At 64.7% G+C, this 19,852-nt stretch carries 20 protein-coding genes; 11 read left to right on the plus strand and 9 right to left on the minus strand.

The genetic code is table 11. The features are described 5' to 3' along the window. Positions 1-123 precede the first annotated feature (123 nt). Together QMX79_RS08360 and QMX79_RS08365 are read left to right on the plus strand one after the other, a co-directional pair. The gene (locus tag QMX79_RS08360; protein WP_282246330.1) at positions 124-1,689 is read left to right on the plus strand and encodes an SDR family oxidoreductase; all 1,566 of its coding nucleotides are present in this window, start codon (positions 124-126) and stop codon (positions 1,687-1,689) included. A 153-nt stretch (positions 1,690-1,842) separates the two neighbouring features. After that, entirely contained in the window at positions 1,843-3,891 is a 2,049-nt protein-coding gene (locus QMX79_RS08365) for a TonB-dependent receptor (protein ID WP_282246279.1), read from the plus strand. 4 nt (positions 3,892-3,895) lie between these two features. Here the strand turns inward: QMX79_RS08365 and QMX79_RS08370 are convergent, their stop codons facing one another. Further along, positions 3,896-5,941 (minus strand): TonB-dependent receptor, encoded by a 2,046-nt coding sequence (locus QMX79_RS08370; RefSeq protein ID WP_282246281.1) that lies wholly within the window; start codon positions 5,939-5,941, stop codon positions 3,896-3,898. A 156-nt stretch (positions 5,942-6,097) separates the two neighbouring features. Between QMX79_RS08370 and QMX79_RS08375 the strand changes: the two genes are divergently transcribed. After that, entirely contained in the window at positions 6,098-7,309 is a 1,212-nt protein-coding gene (locus tag QMX79_RS08375) for a sensor domain-containing diguanylate cyclase (protein ID WP_282246283.1), read from the plus strand. A gap of 21 nt (positions 7,310-7,330) precedes the next feature. Here QMX79_RS08375 and QMX79_RS08380 read toward each other — a convergent pair whose 3' ends face one another. Continuing rightward, complete coding sequence (locus QMX79_RS08380) at positions 7,331-7,648, minus strand: hypothetical protein (protein WP_282246285.1); 318 nt, start codon at positions 7,646-7,648, stop codon at positions 7,331-7,333. Positions 7,649-7,798: 150 nt separating this feature from the next. Here QMX79_RS08380 and QMX79_RS08385 point away from each other — a divergent pair, with 150 nt between their 5' ends. Further along, entirely contained in the window at positions 7,799-8,074 is a 276-nt protein-coding gene (locus tag QMX79_RS08385; protein ID WP_282246287.1) for a hypothetical protein, read from the plus strand. Positions 8,075-8,210: 136 nt separating this feature from the next. Here the strand turns inward: QMX79_RS08385 and QMX79_RS08390 are convergent, their stop codons facing one another. The 3 genes from QMX79_RS08390 to QMX79_RS08400 all read right to left on the minus strand — a co-directional run bounded on the left by QMX79_RS08390 (position 8,211) and on the right by QMX79_RS08400 (position 9,623). Further along, entirely contained in the window at positions 8,211-8,402 is a 192-nt protein-coding gene (locus QMX79_RS08390) for a hypothetical protein (RefSeq protein WP_282246289.1), read from the minus strand. A 75-nt stretch (positions 8,403-8,477) separates the two neighbouring features. Beyond that, on the minus strand, positions 8,478-8,891 hold the full coding sequence (locus tag QMX79_RS08395) for a hypothetical protein (protein WP_282246291.1): 414 nt from the start codon (positions 8,889-8,891) through the stop codon (positions 8,478-8,480). Between the two features lie 513 nt (positions 8,892-9,404). Next, positions 9,405-9,623, minus strand: a complete 219-nt coding sequence (locus tag QMX79_RS08400) for a hypothetical protein (protein WP_282246293.1) — start codon at positions 9,621-9,623, stop codon at positions 9,405-9,407. A gap of 168 nt (positions 9,624-9,791) precedes the next feature. Here QMX79_RS08400 and QMX79_RS08405 point away from each other — a divergent pair, with 168 nt between their 5' ends. From QMX79_RS08405 to QMX79_RS08435, 7 genes are all read left to right on the plus strand, one after another. Then, positions 9,792-10,940: an SPFH domain-containing protein gene (locus QMX79_RS08405; RefSeq protein WP_282246295.1), complete on the plus strand. Its 1,149-nt coding sequence runs from the start codon at positions 9,792-9,794 to the stop codon at positions 10,938-10,940. A 17-nt stretch (positions 10,941-10,957) separates the two neighbouring features. Next, positions 10,958-12,292: a TFIIB-type zinc ribbon-containing protein gene (locus QMX79_RS08410; protein WP_282246297.1), complete on the plus strand. Its 1,335-nt coding sequence runs from the start codon at positions 10,958-10,960 to the stop codon at positions 12,290-12,292. Further along, entirely contained in the window at positions 12,289-12,540 is a 252-nt protein-coding gene (locus QMX79_RS08415; RefSeq protein WP_093535649.1) for a hypothetical protein, read from the plus strand. The genes QMX79_RS08410 and QMX79_RS08415 overlap by 4 nt, the downstream gene beginning before the upstream one ends. Before the next feature lie 43 nt (positions 12,541-12,583). Continuing rightward, a complete protein-coding gene (locus tag QMX79_RS08420) occupies positions 12,584-12,976 on the plus strand; it encodes a hypothetical protein (protein WP_282246304.1) in 393 nt (130 codons plus the stop codon). 75 nt (positions 12,977-13,051) lie between these two features. Further along, positions 13,052-14,164, plus strand: a complete 1,113-nt coding sequence (locus QMX79_RS08425) for a type 1 glutamine amidotransferase domain-containing protein (RefSeq protein ID WP_282246306.1) — start codon at positions 13,052-13,054, stop codon at positions 14,162-14,164. Positions 14,165-14,183: 19 nt separating this feature from the next. Then, complete coding sequence (locus tag QMX79_RS08430) at positions 14,184-14,858, plus strand: response regulator transcription factor (protein WP_282246331.1); 675 nt, start codon at positions 14,184-14,186, stop codon at positions 14,856-14,858. A 41-nt stretch (positions 14,859-14,899) separates the two neighbouring features. Continuing rightward, entirely contained in the window at positions 14,900-16,138 is a 1,239-nt protein-coding gene (locus tag QMX79_RS08435) for a HAMP domain-containing sensor histidine kinase (RefSeq protein WP_282246308.1), read from the plus strand. A gap of 36 nt (positions 16,139-16,174) precedes the next feature. Here QMX79_RS08435 and QMX79_RS08440 read toward each other — a convergent pair whose 3' ends face one another. The 4 genes from QMX79_RS08440 to QMX79_RS08455 all read right to left on the minus strand — a co-directional run bounded on the left by QMX79_RS08440 (position 16,175) and on the right by QMX79_RS08455 (position 19,852). Then, a complete protein-coding gene (locus QMX79_RS08440; RefSeq protein WP_282246310.1) occupies positions 16,175-17,683 on the minus strand; it encodes an arylsulfatase in 1,509 nt (502 codons plus the stop codon). A gap of 70 nt (positions 17,684-17,753) precedes the next feature. Continuing rightward, positions 17,754-18,623, minus strand: a complete 870-nt coding sequence (locus tag QMX79_RS08445) for a hypothetical protein (RefSeq protein ID WP_282246312.1) — start codon at positions 18,621-18,623, stop codon at positions 17,754-17,756. Between the two features lie 7 nt (positions 18,624-18,630). Beyond that, positions 18,631-19,017, minus strand: a complete 387-nt coding sequence (locus tag QMX79_RS08450) for a DUF1622 domain-containing protein (RefSeq protein ID WP_282246314.1) — start codon at positions 19,015-19,017, stop codon at positions 18,631-18,633. Between the two features lie 103 nt (positions 19,018-19,120). Continuing rightward, positions 19,121-19,852, minus strand: coding sequence for a hypothetical protein (locus QMX79_RS08455; protein ID WP_282246316.1), 732 nt, complete (start codon positions 19,850-19,852; stop codon positions 19,121-19,123).

Raw genomic sequence — 19,852 nt, forward strand, 5'->3', positions numbered from 1 at the left:
CCCTGGTGGCGGTACAATACGGGGCCCGCTCACCCGGCGCCCGGGCCCAACCGCGGGGGCCGCCATCCTGCCGTCATCTCCGGATCCAACGTGAACGCTATCGCTTCCCCTCCCGCCGACGCCCTGCCCCAGGACGAGCTGCCCCTGACCGACCGCCTGCGCGCCGCGCTGGACCTGCTGGAGGCGATCGAGGCCGACCGCGCCGTGCTGGACACGCTGCCGGAAGACGATCGCGTGCGTTTCCACCAGGTGGTAGCCAAGGTCTACCACCCCGAGCCGAAGGCACGCCGGGCGATGCTCAAGCAGCAGGCCAAGGCACGCCACCACGAAAAGGTGCGCAAGGCCGAAGCGCTGCTGGAGCAGACCGGCATCCGTGCCCTGCGCCGCAAGCCGGTGTTCAGCACGCCGAACTACTTCCCGCCGCACAAGGCCGGCCTGCACGACGCGCACAACGGTGAGAACGCCGAAGCCGCGCCGGAGCCGGTGCATTCGCCGGAGCTGCGCCACTGCTATGTGTGCAAGCAGAAGTTCACCCAGCTGCACCATTTCTATGACCAGATGTGCCCGGCCTGCGCCGAGCTGAACTTCATCAAGCGCACCGAAACCGCCGACCTGCGCGGCCGCGTGGCGCTGCTCACCGGTGGCCGGGTCAAGATCGGCTACCAGGCGGGCCTGAAGCTGCTGCGCGCAGGTGCCGAGCTGATCGTGACCACGCGCTTCCCGCGTGATTCGGCCGCACGCTACGCCGAAGAGCCGGACTTCGCCGAATGGGGCCACCGCCTGCAGGTGTACGGCCTGGACCTGCGCCACACGCCCAGCGTGGAAGCGTTCTGCAACGAGCTGCTGGCCACGCGCACGCGCCTGGACTTCATCATCAACAACGCCTGCCAGACCGTGCGCCGCCCGCCGCAGTTCTACGCGCACATGATGGCCGGCGAAACCGCCGCCCTGCACGACCTGCCGGACACCATCCGCAAGCTGGTGGGCCAGTACGAAGGGCTGCGCAGCCCGGAGATGCTGGGCCTGGGCTCGGATGCCAACGTGCCGTCGCTGCAGGAGCAGGCGCTGGTGGGTGCCGATGGCCTGACCCGCGCGGCCGAGCTTTCGCAGGTGCCGTTGCTGGCCGATGAACTGCTGGGCCAGCAGCACCTGTTCCCCGAAGGCCGGCTGGACCAGGACCTGCAGCAGGTGGACCTGCGTGGGCGCAATTCGTGGCGCCTGCTGATGGCCGAAGTGCCCTCGGTGGAACTGCTGGAAACCCAGCTGGTCAACGCCATCGCACCGTTCATCATCAACGCGCGCCTGAAGCCGCTGATGCTGCGCTCGCCCGAGCGCGACAAGCACATCGTCAACGTGTCGGCGATGGAGGGGCAGTTCTACCGCAACTTCAAGACCACCCGCCACCCGCATACCAACATGGCCAAGGCCGCGTTGAACATGATGACGCGCACCTCGGCGGCCGATTACCAGAACGACGGGATCCACATGAATTCCGTGGATACCGGCTGGGTGACCGATGAAGATCCGGCAGAGATCGCCGCGCGCAAGGTGGAGGAAGAACGCTTCCACCCGCCGCTGGACATCGTTGATGGCGCCGCGCGCATCGTCGACCCGATCATCCACGGCTTCAACACGGGCGAGCACGTGTGGGGCCAGTTCCTGAAGGATTACGCGCCCACCGATTGGTGAGGCGCGCGACGGCGCCGGCAGGATGCTGGCGCCTTCATGTCGCAATGTATCTGATGCGAATGATTCGTGATACGATTGTTAAAGTTGTCTGAAACAACGCACACGGACGTCCCAGCCATCGCCAGCGGACCCTCTTACTCAGGAGTTTGCTCGATGCACGGTTCCTCCCCCCGTTCTGCCCACGCCGCCGCCGCTCTGGCCGCCGCCATCACCCTCGCCCTTTCCGCCCAGGCCCATGCGGCCGCCGATGCCGCGGGCGATGCCAAAAACATGGACACCGTGGTGGTCACCGCCACCGGTGCCCAGCAGTGGATCAAGGATGCGCCCGCCAGCATCAGCGTGATCACACGCCAGGAAATCGAGCGCAAGCCGGTGACCAGCATCGGCCAGCTGCTCAGCACCGTGCCGGGCGTGACCGGTGGCTACGCGCTGTCTGGTGCGCAATCGAAGATCCGCCTGCGCGGGTTGCCCGAGCAGTACACGCTGATCCTCATCGACGGCCGCCGCCAAGGCAATTCGTCCGGCGTGAACTACCGCGATGACCTCGGTCCGCAGGATCTGAACTGGCTGTCGCCGGACATGATCGAGCGCATCGAAGTGGTGCGTGGCCCGATGTCGTCGCTGTACGGCTCTGACGCCATGGGCGGGGTGATCAACATCATCACCCGCAAGATCGCCCCGGAATGGGGTGGCTCGGTCACCTTCAACTACAGCAAGCCGGATTCGTCCACGCGCGGCAACACCACCCAGATGGGCGCGCTGTTCAGTGGCCCGCTCACGGAAAACCTGGGCCTGCGCATCGGCGCCAACGTGACCGATCGCGAATCCGATCGTGGCCGTGGCCAGACCCCGGGCACCAAGGCCGAGAACGCCAACGCGCTGCTCAACTGGGCGATCAACGGCGACCACACCGTGGGCTTCGAAGCTACCCATGGCGTGCAGCGCAACAGCGGTGGCGGCGATGTCGGCGCATGGGGCCTGTCCAAGCTGGTGCACACCGGCTACGTGGTGACCCATGACGGCCGCTATGGCGATGCCAGCACCTCCAAGTCCACGCTGACCCAGAACGATTACGAGGACAAGGGCAGCCAGGTGGGCAACCACTCCAAGGAAACCGTGTTCGATACCGCCTTCGCCACCGGCTTCCACCTGGGCTTCGAGCACCGCTTGAACGTGGGTGGCCAGTGGAAGCGCGAAGAACTGCAGAACACCGACACCATCGGCACGGTGCCGGTGACCTGGAGCGGCAGCGGCCGCATCAGCCCGACCAACGAGGCCGATTCGTGGGCGCTGTTCGCCGAAGACCACATCACCCTGCATGAGCGCTTCACGCTGACCTTGGGCCTGCGCTGGGACAACACCGAAAACTACGACGACAACCTCAGCCCGCGCATCTACGGGGTGTGGCACCCGTCCGATGACTGGACCGTGCGCGGTGGCGTATCGCAGGGCTTCCGTGCGCCGAACCTGAAGCAGGGCAGCGCCGGTGCGGCCACCCAGTCCGGTGGCAACGGCTGCCGCAGCCTGACCGTGGAAGGCTGGACCAACCGTTCGGTCAGCGCCGATGGCACCACCGGCTGCTACATGGCCGGCAACCCGAACCTGGAACCGGAAACCAGCACCAACTACGAGCTGGGCGTCGGCTTTGATCGCGGCGGCTGGTCGGCCTCGGCCACCTACTTCCTCACCGACTTCGACGACAAGATCGAACAGGTGCCGCTGCGCGAGATTGCCGGCTACGACTCCAGCTTCGTCAACGGCTTCTGGTGGACGGTGGCGCAGAACATCCAGAAGGCGCGCACCCGCGGCGTGGAAGCCAGCGTCACCGTGCCCCTGCACGAGCGCCTGAGCTGGACCACCAACGCTACCCGCATGCTGGAATCGAAGAACCGCACCACCGGCGCGAACCTGCTGGTGGTGCCCAAGATCACCGCCAATACCTCGCTGGACTGGCAGGTGACCGACGCCTGGTCCTTGAACCTGAGCGCGCAGCACATCGGCGAGCAGCTGGTCTCCAGCACCAGCTCGACGTTCGCCAAGGCCTACACCACGTGGGACCTGGTGACCGGGTTCAACGTCAACGAAAACCTGACCCTGCGCGCAGGCGTGCTGAACGCCGGCGACGTCTCCACCATCGACGAAGGCAACAACTACGACGGCGGTGCGCGCACCTTCTTCGTGGGCGCAACTGCGCGGTTCTGATCGGTCAGAGCTTCATGTTGAAGGCAAGATGGAGCGAACGCCCCGCAGCCGGTGAGAACATCGGCTGCGGCTGCTCCCAGAAGAAGCTGTCGTACCACGCATAAGCGTACTGGCGGTCGGTGGCGTTCTTCATCTGCACATCCACGCTCCAGCGTGGGGTGATGTCATAGCGGGCGCTGAGGTCCAGCACTGCGAAGCCACCGTACTTGCCGGCCACGTTGCGCTCTTCCAGGTAGTAATCGCCCTGCGCCCTGCCCTGCAGGCCGAGCTGCAGGGCTTCGGTGGCCTGGAAGTCGAGGCCGATGTTGCTGATGTAACGCGGGGTCGCGGCGACTTCACGCCCCTCCAGCGACAGGCTGGCATCGCGACCATCTCGCTCGATCTTTGCCTCCTGGTACGCGTGGGAGGCCCATACCGTCCACTTCTCCCCCACCTGCGCGCTGATCTGTGCATCCACGCCACGGCGGCGGGTCTTGCCGAGGGTCACGGTGGTGCCGGTGGCGGGCATGTTGGACACTTCGTTGGCCGCATCCTGCTGCCATACCGCGATGCGCGCCTGGCTGCCGGCAAAGGGGCTGAACTTCATGCCCAGCTCCATGCCGGTATTGGTGGACGGGTTCATGGCTTCCTGCCCTGGCGTCAGGTACGCCGGCGCGGTGGAACCGGTCAGCACCTGGAAGGTGCGGCCCCAGTTGGCGTAGACGTTGGTGCTGTCGTTGAAGGCATAGACCACGCTCAGCTTGGGCTGGTCGATGGTGCCGTAGCGCTGCAGCGGGCCGGTGATGCCGCCCGGCAGGCGGGTATCGCCATCGAAACGGTCCACCCGGTACGCCGGCACGATCTTCAGCGCGTCGATGGGCTGGTAGATCGCCTGCACATACGCGCCGTAATTGTCGAAGGTATGGCGGTCGTTGTTCTGTACGCGTGCCGGAGTGGCGCTGAAGTCGGTGGGCTCTGCGTAGCTGAAACGCTCGCGGATGTAGCCGTTGTCCTGGTGCTCGACGTTCACCCCGCCTTCGAGCGTCAGCGTAGCGCCGGCCTGCCAGGTCAGCGTGGTGAGCATACCGGTCTGCTTTTCGTCCCACACGCGGCGCTGGCGCGGCGCATTGCCGGCGGGCAGGTCGCTGAAGGTCACCCGGCGGTCGTCTTCGTAGCGGTTGTAGTACAGCTTGCTGCCCAGGAACAGCGTGTCGGCCAGCTTCAGGTCCATGTGCACGCCGATCTGGCGCATGTCACGGTCGTCGCCATCGTTGGCGTTGCGCAGCTGCGAGCCACGGCGGTCGGTACGCAGTTCTTCGGCCGTCATGAAGCCTGGCTCATCGGCTTCGTGGTGGTAGGCACGTGCGGTGAGGCCGATGCGCATGCCGTCGTCCAGGCTGCCGTAGAACCACTTGCCCCCGATAGCGTACTTGCGTGAGCTGTCGTGGTCACGATACCCATCCGAGGCCTGGGTGCCGATGAAGTAGTTCTGCGCGAAGCCGTTGTTTTCCCGGCCAATGGCCAGCTGCGCGTCGCGGGTGTTGTAACTGCCGTAGCCGAACCGGCCATCGGTGTAGTTGCCACCCTGGCGCGTGCCGAAGTTCACGTTGCCGCCGATGTTGTGCAGGCCGTAACGCGGGTCGTTGGTGCCACGCACCACTTCAATGAAGCTGATTTCCAGCGGAAACAGCATGTCGATGAAGCGCTGGTTGCCACTGTTGACGTTGCTGGGCACACCGTCGATCAGGGTCTTGATCGCATTGAGGTAGCCCTCGCCATTGAAGGCGCGGAAGCTGACCTTGCCCGATTCGGCACCCTGACGGGTTTCGGTGAGCTGGATGCCGGGCATCTGGCCAAGCAGTTCCCAGCTGTGCGAGACGTTCTTGTCCTCGATCTGGTCCGCGCCGAGCACGTCCACCGAGGTCAGCACCTGGTGGGCGGTGAGCTGACCTTCGGTGTGCTGGTGCACATCGACCTTACCCAGGGTGAGCGCGGAATCGGACGACTGGGCGCGGGATTCGGGGGCAAAAACGACAGCGGCGACGGCCGTCATCAGGGCATGGATCTTCATTTAGAGGCAGGCGTCACAAATCTGGAGGGGGTGCCGCAGCGCGGCCAGGTCACATAGTGTGACATTATAACATTACAGGTCAATATGCCCTCGACGGCTTCACCACCCCCTCCCTACCCCGTCCCTACGATGACGGCAGACGCTGCGGAGGACCCCATGACCGAACGTGCTCGCCTGCACCACCAGCTGTTGCGAAGCGAGGCCTTCCTTGAGCAGACCAACACATTGGCCAGGGTGGGTGGCTGGGAGCTGGCGCTGGACACCAACACGCTGTCCTGGACCCGTGAGACCCATTTGATCCATGGCGTACCCGAGGATTTCGACCCGAACGTGGCTGCCGCCCTGTCCTTCTACCCGGAGCCGGGCCACGCGCAGCTGCAGGCCGCCATCGCCGCCTGCGCCGCCGACGGATCTCCCATCGACCTGACGCTTCGCGCCATCACTGCCGCTGGCGAACGCAGCTGGTTGCACATCGTGGGCAAGCGCGTCGAAGACGCCGCCGGTGCCCGCTTGATCGGCGCCATCCAGGACGTAACGGAACAACGCTCCGCCGTGGATGCACTGGCGCAGAGCGAAGCGCGTTACCGCCGCCTGTTCCAGCACAGCCTCGGCTTGATCTGTACGCACACGCTGTCTGGGGAAATCACGTCGGTGAACCCTGCAGCCTCGCTATCACTGGGCCGCCCGGAAGCGGAATTGTTGGGTCGCTCGCTGGCAGAGATCATTCCGCTGGAACGCCAGGACCAGCTCCAGTACTACCTGCAACGCGTCGCCGAAAACCAGAGCGACTCCGGCCTGATGGAGCTTGTGGCCGAGGATGGCTCGCGCCGTTACTGGGCGTATCACAACGTGCTCGATACCGAAGCTGACCCGCCGTACGTGCTGGGCCACGCACAGGACATCACCACCCAGCACCTGCAGGAGCGCCAACTGCTGGAAATGGCGATCCGCGATCCGCTCACCCGCTCTTTCAACCGGCGCTACCTGAGCGAGCTCGCACAGCAGCAGCTCGAAGCGTGGGGCTGCCTGGTGTTCGACCTGGACCACTTCAAGGAGATCAACGACACCCAGGGGCATGCCCACGGCGACTCAGTACTGGTCGAGTTCGTGGCGTTCCTGTCCAGCCCGCTCGAAGATAACGAGGTGGTAGTGCGCCTGGGCGGCGATGAATTCCTGGTGTTCGTACCCGGCGCCAGCATGGAGCGGCTGCAGGCACTGGAGGCCACCTATCAGGCACGCGCCCACCTGGCCCCGGTCCGCTTCTCTGGCGGCTGCGCCATCAGCCGCCCCTCCGAGACCGTCGCCGACACCATCAACCGCGCGGACATGAAGCTGTACGAGCGTCGCCGCCGCGAGCGCCCGGACTGAGTCGCTATGGCAATCGGTAGTTCACGACCGTTGGTCGTGATCCGCTGGCCGACGCCGAAAAACCCCAACGAACACCGCAGCAGTCCAGGCTCCCAGCCAGACCGCGATCCCCCACCCATCCACTATCTCAGCCACCGGAAACACCGAAATCCAGAACCCGACGACGGCCCAGCACACCACCAGCAACGGCGCCACGACCTGACCTCGCCACGCCATGAACGCGCCGGCTGGCAATGAAATGATCGGGAAGAATGCGCCGCCGCCGAACGGCGCGGCTCCAACTATGGCGAAGAATGCCGCCGCCAGCACCAGCAACCACGCCATCACCTTGATCAGCATCCTGCATCACTCCTTCCGTCCAGTACCAACCACGAAGCCTTAACCTGCCTTGCTTATCCTAGCAGCGCGCTACAGGCACAACGCCCGGCGCATCAATCGTTCCGCTCGGCTTGATCGAGGGAAGCAATCAAACACTGCAAAGGAGTCGCAATGAAGAAGCTGCACGCTGCCGTTGTTGCCGGATGCCTGCTGGGCATGAGTTCCCTCGCCTTCGCGGAAGTCGCCAACCTGACCAACAGCGCAGACGGCGCCAATCGCGACGCGGGCATCGCCGCGGTCAAGAAGAAGCTGCAGGACGCCTGCACAGAGCGTAAGGGCACGCCGGATGCGGCCTCCTTCGAGGTGGTGTTCGAGAAGACCAGCGAGAACCCGAACGTACCCAAGCCGTACTATGTGGACGGCAAGATGAAGTGCGATCTGCCATAAGCGATTCAGCGCTGCGACAACCCCACCTTCAGTCCCGCCAGCGCCGCGCGCCCGACCTTCAGGGCAGCGGCTGGCGGCGATTTCCGCAGTTCATGGGTTGCGTCGGCAGTAACTCCGAGCCACCTACTGGACTTCCTCAGATTCCGCGCAGGTTATCGTTATAGGCGCCGCAACTGCATCTCACAATCATTCCGGACGGATTCGGTGCGGCGATCTCAATCACACCTTCGCATCGCTCGCAACGAACCGTAGTAACAGAGCCATCCTTCATGAATTCAGCGAGCGCCGCTTCAAATGTCTCGAACAGGGGAACGGTTACGCCGGTCATCTTGTTGAGTCTCCATCTTGCCCATCACGCCACTAGAGAGCGAGCTTCCAAGGCCGTCAGGTGCATGCGATGGCACTACGGCACACGAAGATCGATTTCGCCTGAGAACTCCCTGATTGGCTCCCTCTCGATCATCGTAGTGAATCGAAGAGGAAAGAGAGAGGAGGCCTCAAGAGGCCCAAGCCCTGGGTTGTCAGCCAAGAGCCTCGTTACGCTTTCAATCGAGAACTTCGGGAAGTTCGAGTTGATTGCATACATCTTTCCGTTTGCGAAAATCCCCATGCCAACGTCACCGATGCCAGAAACGAAACCATCGAATGACAGCCCTTGAGGCGTTTCTATTCTTACCCTGAAGAAAAGATCACCAATGCTCTCGATTTCATCGTCCAGATCGACTACAGGAGAGACTTTCTCCGTGTCTCGATCGTCGCGCCAGATGGAAGACGCAAGGAAATCTTCAGCTTCAAGGATGGATTTCGAAACTTTCATGTTTGATCTTACCAAGGCAAGCCAAAAACCAAGGGTCGAGCATACCGGAACCGTACTCCGTAGACGGCAAAATGAAGTGCAATCTGCCACGGGACAGACCGGCAGTGCGCCCCTTCATTTGCGACCAAAGCTCCTGATGAGATCTCTGATATCGTGCATCGCCTCTGCGTCTTCAAAGAACACAACGTAGTGACCCTCGCTGATCGGGCATTTGATCAATCTAAGCGGGGTCCCTTCCGCCCATTCTTCTGGAATTGTCTGAAGTCGCGAACCGCACTTGGAGCAGGAGACTTCCTCACCCCGCTTCAGGAGGGCAAGCACTTCACTTACAGAAAGACCCTTAGCGGAATGCGTCATCACGAATCGGCTCAAATGGGTCACTGACATCCACCTCTAATGCAGGCTGCCCTGCTGAGCGTACTCCGTGGATCCGCGCGCCGATTGGCAACAACTAGATGTATCCATCCCGCCAAGCCACGACGCCCAGAAGGATGTCATCGGCCACCTTGCCTGCTAGCGGGCGCAGTACCCACCAGGATCCCTCGATGCCCTGTACGAAAGCTCTTCGAGGAACGCCTTGCCATGCTTGGCGTACTCGGCCTGCTCCTCTCCGGAAAGGCGAAACGTAACCTCGTACAAGGCAAAGCCGCCGGTCATGATGCCAAGGCAAAGCTGGCCCAGATCATCCACGAAGAGGCGATACGACTTGGTGGAATCAACAAGCAGATCCATGCTTTGGCCTCTTAGATTGGGCTGGGGCCGTTGATCGGCGTCCCCCGTCCCTTGAATCCTACGAGATTCTGATAGGTGGAGGTCACTCCACCCCCTTCCAAGCCGGCTGCTATAGTCCCCCCATCGTGACGGGCGCGGTGCCCGTCCTTGGATCACAGGGAGCGGGTCATGGGTCTTGTACAGGCTGTGAAGGGTGCAGTGGGCGGCGTGCTGGCCGACCAGTGGAAGGACTTCTACACTGTGCCGACGGGCCTGCCCGCTACCGCGGCGCTGTTCGCGGCCGTGCCGCAGGGCACCAATGCCGGGCGCGGGTCCAATACCAGCGGCTCGTCCAACATCATCACCAACGGCTCGAAGATCGTGGTGCCCGAAGGCTACGGCCTGCTGCTGTTCCAGGACGGCGCCATTACCGGCTTCGTGGCCGAACCGGGTGGCTATGAATGGCGCTCGGATGACCTGAATTCGCAGTCCATCTTCGCCGGCGACGGCATCGTCACCCCGCTGATCAAGCAGAGCTGGGAGCGCTTCAAGTTCGGCGGCCAGCCGGGCGGCCAGCAGGCGGCCTTCTTCGTCTCGCTGAAGGAACTGCCCGACAACCGCTTCGGTACCCAGTCGGAAATCTATTGGGACGACGGCTTCCTCAACACCCAGGTAGGCGCGGTCACGCGGGGCTCGTACACGCTGAAGATCGTCGACCCGATCCTGTTCGTGAAGAACTTCGTGCCGGCCAGCTACCTGCAGCCGGGCAAGGTGTTCGACTTCACCGACCTGGACAACGCGGCCGCCACCCAGCTGTTCAATGAAGTGGTGGGTTCGCTGGCGCCGGCGTTCAGCCTGTACACCAATGATCCCTCCAAGGGCAACCGCATCACCAAGCTGCAGCAGGATTCGCTGGGCTTTGCCCAGAGTCTGTCGGCGGCGGTTGAACAGGGCTACCAGTGGAAGTCCGACCGTGGCCTGGCCATCGTCAAGACCGCCATCGTCTCCATCGAATACGACGCCAACACCCGCGAGCTGCTCAAGACCGTGCAGCGCGCCGATGCGCTGTCGGGTGGGCGTGGCAACTCCAACCTGCAGGCCAGCGTGGCCCAGGGCATCCAGTCGGCCGGTGAGAATGGCGGCGCGGCAGGCCTGGTCGGGGTGGGCATGGCGACCGGCATGTTCGGTGCGGGCGGCCTGCAGCAGCCGGTGACCCCGGCAGCACCGGCAGCCGACGATCCGGTCGCCAAGCTCAAGAAGGCCAAGGAGATGCTGGACCTCGGCCTGATCACCCAGGACGACTACGACGCACTCAAGGCCAAGGCACTGGGTCTGTAAGGCGGGCGAACGAAACCATGTCCGACCCGAAGACACCGCCCCCGTTGCCCGGGGGCCCACCGCCGTTGCCGGAGGGCGTGACCGGCCCCGGCTCGCCGCGCGATGTGCCGCCACTGCCGGGTAGCTTCCCGCTTGACCCGGCTACCCTGCCCGACCCGATCCGCGCCGAGATCGAGGCGCCCGATCCGGTCGCGCTCGATACCAGTGCCGAGGAGCTCAAGGATGGCCTGAACCGCTGCCCCAAGTGCGGCTCCACCGATGTGCGGCTCAAGCTGGGCACCGACGTGCTGGTCTGCCAGTTCTGCCGGAACGAATGGCATGGCGCGCTGGTCGAGCAGGAGTTCGGCCTGGGCGAAGGCCTGGACCAGCTGCGCGGCACCATCATCGCGTCCGGCGCACGCGACATCGAGGCCGGCACCGCCAGCCTGATGAGCTTCAAGTGCACCGGCTGCGGCGCTGAAGTGACCATCAACACCGAAACCACCATGACCGCACGCTGCCACTGGTGCCGCCATGTGTTCGGGGTCAACGAACAGGTGGCCAACGGTGCGGTGCCCGATGCGGTGCTGCCGTTCCGGATCACCAAGGACGATGCGGTGGCGCGCATCCGCCAGTTCGTGGACAAGCGACGCCTGTTCGCGCTGAAGGCCTTCAAGGACCAGTTCACGCCCGAGAACGTGGTGGGCGTGTACATGCCCTACATGATCGTGGACAGCAATGTCAGCGCGAGTGTGTCCGGCAAGGGTGAGATCAAGAGCCGCCAGTACACCCGCGGCGAAGGTGACAAGAAGAAGACCTACTACGACGCCGATGTGTACCAGGTGGACCGCGCGGTGGACTTCACCGTGGATGACCTGCCCCTGGAATCGTCCGCCGAGCGCGGCAACCTGGATACCAAGGCCAACACCAACAACATCATCAACGCGATCCTGCCGTTCGATACCAAGAACGCGCTGAAGTGGAACGCGTCGTACCTGCTGGGCTTCTCGTCCGAGAAGCGCAACCTGGACGTGGAAAAGATGAAGCCGCGGCTGGAAGACCAGCTGCTGTCCATCGCCCGGGCGCAGGTGGAAGGTTCGGTGCGCCGCTACGACCGTGGCGTGCGCTGGGAGCAGGAACGCGTGGACCTGCACGGCTCGCGCTGGGTATCCATGTACCTGCCGGTGTGGCTGTACTCGTACCACCAGCCTGGCCGCAACGGCGGCATGCTGCATTACATCGCGGTCAACGGCCGAACCGGTGAAACCATGGGCAGCGTGCCGGTACAGCAGTGGAAACTGCTGCTGGCCGCGCTCACCACCGGCACCATCGTTGAAGCCATCACCCTCTGGTTCCTGGTAGCTGCCTCATGAGCGATGACAGTGGACTCTGGTTGCTGTTGGCGGGCCCCGCCAGCGCGACCGCCTTGTACTGGGGCCTGTACCGGTACTACCGCAACACCGACAAGTCGCATGCGTTCGAGCGTGAGACCACGGTGGAGGCCAAGCCCGTGACCGGCTCGGACCGGCAGGTCGATACCATCACCGGCACGCAGGAAACGCGGATCCGGGGCGACAACGTACGCGAATACCGCAAGCGGGTCGTGCGTAACAGCGGGTGAGGTAGAATGCCGCCACTTTCTGCCCTTCTAATTATGGATGACCATGAAGAAGCTTGCCTTCCTTGCCCTGCTGCTCACCTCGCTCAGCCTTTTCACTGCCTGCGCCCGTGGTGGCGACAAGGCCGCTGAGACGAACGACCCGAAGGTCGGTGACCTGTATGCCGCGGTGCTTTCGGAGTTTGCCGAGTTCCAGCAGCCGGGCGAGAAGGCCTACGGACTGTTGAAGGTCATCAAGGTCGCGCCGGACACCGTCACCGTGGTGACCGACAGCAGCGCCTGGGATGACGAAATGTCGGCCAAGCGCGAGCTGCGTGGCGACCTCAAGGAGGTCGTGTGGGATATGGACGACGAGATCGTGGTGGCCCGCTCGGAGCTGGCGGAGATGCACCGCAAGGAGATCATCTTCGCCGTGCGGCATGGCGACGGCGCCAACTGACGCGACAACCGTGACTTGAAGTCTGCTTGAAGGGCGCGGTGCATGCTCCGGATCACCATCCGATCTGGAGTTGCCATGCACCGCTTCCTTCCTGCCCTGCTGCTGGGCGCTGCCTTGCTGTTCCCGCCCGCCGCACAGGCGGCCGACACGGTCCTGATCGTCCTCAGCGGCGAAGGCCGCGATGCCGGCAAGACCCGGCCCGGGTATGAATTCGACGAGCTCTCGCAGGCCTGGCTGATCTTCAAGGCCAACGGGCTGGCGGTCGAGGTGGCCAGCCCCCAGGGTGGCCCGGTCGAGCCCGACAAGTACAACCCCGACGAACCGTTCAACGCACAGCTGCTGGCCGATGGCGCTGCCATGGCGCAGCTTGCCGCCACCCGGCCCATCGCCACGCTGCGTGCCAGCGATTACCGCGCGGTCTATGTGGTGGGCGGCAAAGGCGCCATGTTCGACCTGCCCCGCTCACAGCCGCTGCAGCGGCTGATCGGCGCGGCATGGGCCAATGGCGCGGTGGTTGCGGCGGTGTGCCACGGACCTGCCGCACTGGCCGAGGTGCGGCTTGCCGACGGCAGCGCGCTGGTTGCAGGCCGGCAGCTGACCGGCTTCACCAATGAGGAAGAAGCCCTGTTCGGCAAGAAGTGGGCGAAGGAATTCCCGTGGCTGCTCGAGGACGCCCTGCGCGAGCGCGGCGGCGAGTGGAGCGAAGCGCCGCTGATGATGCCGCACGTGGTGGTGGATGGGCGCCTGGTCACTGGCCAGAACCCCTACTCCACCGCTGGCGTGGCCGAGGCAATCGTACGCGCCCTGGGGCGGACCCCGGTGGCACGCACGCCCGGGCGCGACGAGCGTTCCATGGCGCTGGTCGAGCGCCTGCGCGGCGGTGATGCCGCGGGTGCGGCCAGCGCGCTGAAGCAGGATCCCGCGTCCTATCACGTGGAGCTGATTGGCATGCTGGGCTTCTACCAGGCAAAAGCCGCGGATACGAACCTTGCGGCGCTGCGCCCCGCACTGCAGACCATGGAGCTGGCCATGCCTTACATGGCCGAGCCGCAGCTGAAACTAGGCATCGCCGAGGCGCACCTGCGGCTGGGCGACCGCCGCCGGGCACGGGCACTGGTGCTGGAGGTACTGGACGCTTCGCCCGGCATGCAACAGGCTGGTGACCTGCTGAAACGGATCGACAGCTGAGATGACACCCTGCCGTGCCCTGCGTGTACTGGTGATCGAGGACAACCCGGTGCTGCGCGCCAACCTAGAACTGCTGTTCGCCGGACAGGGCATCGACAGCCGCTTCGCCGCCGATGGCCTTTCCGGGCTGCAGGAGGCGCTGGCCGAGCCGCCCGACGTGCTGGTGCTGGACCTGGGTCTTCCCGGCCTGGACGGCATGCGCGTGTGCGAGCAATTGCGCGCGCGCAGCGACCGGCACGTGCCGGTGTTGATGCTGACCGCCCGTGATGCGTTGGAGGACAAGCTGGCCGGGTTCCGCAGCGGTGCCGATGACTACCTGGTCAAGCCGTTTGCCGGTGCCGAACTGGTGGCGCGTTGCGTGGCCCTGTCGCAGCGCCACCGTGCCGGCACCCCGCACCTGCTCACGGTTGGCAGCCTCAGCATTGATCGGCGCAGCAACGTGGTGCAGCGACACGGGCAGACACTGGTGCTCCACCACACCGCCCTGCAGCTCCTGCTGCTGCTGGCCGAAGCGTGGCCGCGAACGCTGACCCGAAGCGAGCTGGTGGAGCGGTTGTGGGGTGCCAGCCCGCCCGAGTCCGATCCACTGCGTACGCACCTGTACACCCTGCGGCAGGTGCTCGACAAACCGTTCCCGGTGCCCCTGCTGAGGACCGTGCACGGCGTGGGCTTCCGCCTGGAGGCGGACACGTGAGCGCCGCACATCGTCCGCGTCGTCGCCTGCGCCACCGCCTGATGCTGGCCTTCTCCGGTTTCGCGCTGCTGGTGGCGGTGCTGTACGGCTTCTACGTGGTGCTGTTCGTCTATCTGGTCGAGGACCAGATGTTCAACGGGCTGCTGGAGCAGGAAGCCAAGGTCCAGCTGCATCATCATGCGACGCAGGGTGGATGGGCGCGGCCGGCATTACCGGGCATGGCGGTGCATGAGACGGCGGCAAGCCTGCCCGACGGGCTGCCGGCGCGGCTGGCGGAAGAGCCCTGGCGACGGGAGTTTGCTGGCGACCAGGGTCGCCACTACCATCTGCGGCGGCTCGAACCTGGCGATGCCTGGCTGGTGGCCGAGGTCAGCCAGCAGCTTGTGGTTCGGCCGATGCGGGGTGGCATCCTGCAATGGTTGGGCTGGTCCAGCCTTGGCGTGCTCGTGATCGCCATGCTGCTGGGCGCGTGGCTGGCGCGGCGGATGACCGCGCCGCTGTCGCGACTGTCGGACGTGGTCGCCGAAGCCAGCCCCTCCCATCTGCCGACCGGGTTCGCCGAAAGCCTGCCGGACGATGAAGTTGGCGCACTGGCCCGCACGCTGCAGGGGCTGCTGGTACGCATCGAGGCATTCGTGGACCGCGAACGCGAATTCACCCGCGATGCCAGCCATGAACTGCGCACGCCGCTGGCGGTGATCCGCAGCGCCTGCGAGCGCATGCAGGCGCGCAACGACCTTGCGCCGGACCATCGCCTTCAGGTGGGACATATTGCACAGTCCGTGCAGCAGCTCGAGCGGACCGTGAATACCCTGCTCATGTTGGCGCGGGAAGAGCACCTGCAGGAGCCACCGACGGTGGTCGCGCTGCTGCCGGTGATCGAGCGTGTCATCGTCGACCAGGCGCCGTTGCTTGAGGGTCGTGACGTGTGCGTGGATCTGCGGGTGGACGCGGATGCGAAAGCCTGGCTGCCACCCGCCGTGTTGAACATCGTGCTGTCCAACCTGATCGGCAACGCCTTCGCGCATACCCTGGAAGGCACCGTTTCCATTGCAGTCGATGGCGGCTGGCTGGATATCTCCAACCCCGGCACCGGCGTTGGCGCGGCGTCGCTGCTACCGTTCGCGAAGGGCGCGGCCAGCAACGGGCACGGACTGGGCCTGTCGATTGTCCAGCGCCTCTGCGCGCGTCACGCTATCGGCCTGCGCTTTGCGGTGCTGCAGGCCAGGACCACGGTGTCCATCCAGCTTCGGGGAATGCCACCCGCTGACCCCTCGTGACCGTCAGGCCAACGAGGGGTGCAGGGGCGCCCGGGTTCAGGACCCCGACGAACTCTCCGTCATCTTCGCCAGCACCTGGTCCAGGCTGAAGCTGGCGGCCTTCTGCCGCGGCGGGAACTCCTTGAACGTGGCCAGGAACTCGGCGATGACCGCCTGGGCCGGCACCAGCAGGTAGATGTGCCGGAACATCCAGTCGTAGAACGTGTTGGAGGTGATCTGCGCGCGTTCGTACGGGTCCATGCGCATGTTGAAGATGTAGGGCGTGCGCAGCACCACGAACGGCTCCTGCCAGATCTTCAAGGTGCCGGGCACGCGCTGTTCCATGAACAGCATCTTCCAGTTGTCGTAGCGCAGCGCGGCCACGTCACCATCGTCGGTGAAGTAGATGAAGCCCGGGCGGGGGCTCTTCTTCTCCTTGCCGGTCAGGTACGGCACCAGGTTGTAGCCATCCAGGTGCACCTTGAAGGTGGTCTTGCCGATCTTGTGGCCCTTCTTCAGCTTTTCCTTGATGTCCGGTTCGCCGGCCGCAGCCAGGATCGTCGGGAACCAGTCGAGGTGGCTGACGATCTCGTTCGACTCGCTGCCCGCCTCGATCCGGCCCGGGAAGCGGACCATGCACGGCACGCGGTACGCGCCTTCCCAGCTGGAGTTCTTCTCGTTGCGGAACGGCGTGGTGCCGGCATCGGGCCAGGTGTTCATGTGCGGGCCGTTGTCGGTGCTGTACTGGACGAAGGTGTCATCGGCAATGCCGAGTTCATCCAGGAAATCCAGCATCTCGCCGATGCACTTGTCGTGGTCGATCATCACATCGTGGTACTCGGACTGCCAGCGGCCGGACTGGCCACGGCTCTCCGGCTTGACGTGGGTCCAGGCGTGCATGTGCGAGGTGTTGAACCACACGAAGAACGGCTCGCCTGCGTCGTGCGCGGCCTGGATGAATTTCTTGGCCGCGGCCAGGAACTCGTCGTCGCAGGTTTCCATGCGCTTGCGGGTCAACGGGCCGGTGTTTTCGATCTTCTGGCCGCCCTTGCCATCGGCCCAGCAGTGCAGCACACCGCGCGGGCCGTACTTCTTCTTGAAGTCCGGGAAGTCTTCCTTGCTGGGATAATCGACTTCTTCCGGCTCCTCTTCCGCATTGAGGTGGTACAGGTTGCCGAAGAATTCGTCGAACCCATGCGCGGTGGGCAGGTGTTCATCGCGGTCACCGAGGTGGTTTTTGCCGAACTGCCCGGTGCGATAGCCGAGCGGCTTGAGCGCCTCGGCAATGGTGATGTCTTCCGCCTTCAGGCCGAGATCCGCGCCGGGCAGGCCCACCTTGGTCAGGCCGGTGCGCAGCCCGCACTGGCCGGTGATGAACGACGAGCGCCCCGCCGTACAGCTCTGCTCGGCATAGCTGTCGGTGAAGATCATGCCCTCTTTGGCGATGCGGTCGATGTTGGGGGTGCGGTAACCCATCAGGCCCTTGGTGTAGCAGCTCAGGTTGGCTTGCCCGATGTCGTCACCCCACATGACCAGGATGTTGGGTTTTTTGGCTTTGGTGGCCATTTGCGGTGCTCCCGTTGCGTGGATGCGGATGAACGACGCAGCAGCGAAGCCGCGCCGGCGATGTCTCCCCTCAGGCGCTGCGTTCCGGAGCAGGCGGTGCCTTGCGGCGGCGCCACGTGACGTAGGGAATGGCCATCACGGTCACCACCAGCAGGTACAGCACGATGGTTGCGGCCAGGAAGGGCTCGTCCGGAAAATTGGTCTTGGCGATGGCCAGCGCGATGGCCGGATGGCGGCTTGCGGTGGACAGCGCCAGCACGGTCTGGCGCTGCGCGACCGGGCCGGCAAGGAGCTGGCCCACCGCCAGGCCGATCAGGATGAACGCCACGATGGCCAGCAGCGTGCCGCTGTGCAGCAGGTTGACCACGATCGGCACGGCTGCATACAGGATCGGCGCGGCGGCGACCAGCAGCAGCACCATGGAGCCCAGCGCTATCGGCCTGGCCAGTTTCGTGGCCAGCGCCGGTGCCATGGCGCGGACCACCATGCCCGCCAACAGCGGAAGCACGATCATGATGAGAATGATCTTGGCGATCGACTGCGGCGGCATGCCGAACTCGCGGTCGAAGTACGCTCCCAGCACCCAGGTCAACAGCGGCACCATCACGATCGCCAGCAGGCCCATCACCACCATCAGCCCCAGCGCATTGGCGCCCTCGCCGCCCGCCTTGCTTTCCTTCTTCGGCAGCAACGGCGGAATCGGGGCCAGCGCCAGCACCACCAGCGCGATCTCGGTGGCGCGGGTCAGCGCGAACACCTCCACCATGAGAACGGCAACCAGCGGCATGACGATGAAGATGGCTACCACGGAGCGCAGCAGCAGGCCGGGGTGACGGACCAGGAACAGCGCGTCGGAAACCGTCGCCTGCAGGCCGAAGGAGAACACGGTGCCGATGATGCTTGCCTGCAGGCAGTGCAGGATCAGCGCCTGGGTGTTCATGGCCGGGCTATTCCTCGCGTGCCGGTGGGGCGCGCTCTGGCGGGCGCTTCCAGGGCCAGAAGCCCTCCACTTCCAGGACTACCGACCAGCTCAGGAAGGTGCGGATGATGACCAGCAGGCCCAACGACAGGATCGCGTTCATGGTGCTGTCCAGCGCGACGGTGCGCACGATGTCGGCGGCCACCAGGATCTCCAGGCCCAGCAGCAACGCGCGGCCCAGCCGACGCCGGTAGCGTTCATAGCTTTCCACCCGGTCCTTGTGCTGCACGGCCAGCGCCAGCACGTACACCACGGTGGACACCAGGATGGTGGCGACGATCAGCGCAATCGCCAACAACTCGATGCCGAGTGCGGACCATTCAACCCATTGGATGGCGGCTTCTTCACTGGGCATGTCGCGCTGGCCGATGCCGGAGGGTGGCCGTCAGAGTGCGGCCCACGCGCAGTGGCAGCCAGCGTTTTACTACCGATTCCTGCTCAGTAAATCTACCTGCGGCTCAATTGCCTGATGCCGTCACGGTACACGGCACGGTAACCACCACGTTGCCGCCCACAGGCAACAGGGGAATGGTGACACCGGCGCCGAACAGGGCAGCCGCCGGAATGCTGGCCGGGCATGTGGCACCGCCATTGGCCGTGCAGCTTCCGGCGGCGGTGCAGCTCAAGCCGGGGCCTGGCGTATCGGCCAGCACTGCGTCGTTAACATCCTCCGTCCCCGTATTGCTGGCGGTGAGGGTGAAGGTGACCGTGCCGCCACTGGCGACCACGGCGGGGCTGGCCTGTTTGGTGACCGCAAGATCCGGCTGGAGCTGGGTATTGGTGAAGGTGCAGACCAGGGTCACCCCGGTCTGCAGGTTGGCTGCCGCAATCACCAGCGTGTTACCGCCCAGTGTGCCGATGGTGCCGCCGATGGTGCCGCTGGTGTCGACACAGCTGGCGGCGTCGAGGCTGAACTGCGGGTTGGCGGTTTCGGTGAGGGCTACCGGCAGCGCGGGATTGGTCACGGTAAATACGGTTGCTGAAGCTGTCGGCGTGCCGGCCGCCGTCGTGGTGATGCTGTCGGCGCCCCCACTCAGGTTGGTCATCGTGTAGTTGAAGGTGCCCACACCACCCTGGCTGGTCTTGGCCAGCTGCACGGTCTGTGCGTTTGCCGCCACCGGCAGCACCGCACACAACAGCACCACGCAGTGCGCGGCCCACCAACGACGATGCATTGCGCGCTTGCTCAT

This window comes from Stenotrophomonas sp. PS02300 (genome assembly GCF_029959395.1).
In the GTDB taxonomy this organism is placed as follows: domain Bacteria; phylum Pseudomonadota; class Gammaproteobacteria; order Xanthomonadales; family Xanthomonadaceae; genus Stenotrophomonas; species Stenotrophomonas maltophilia_AD.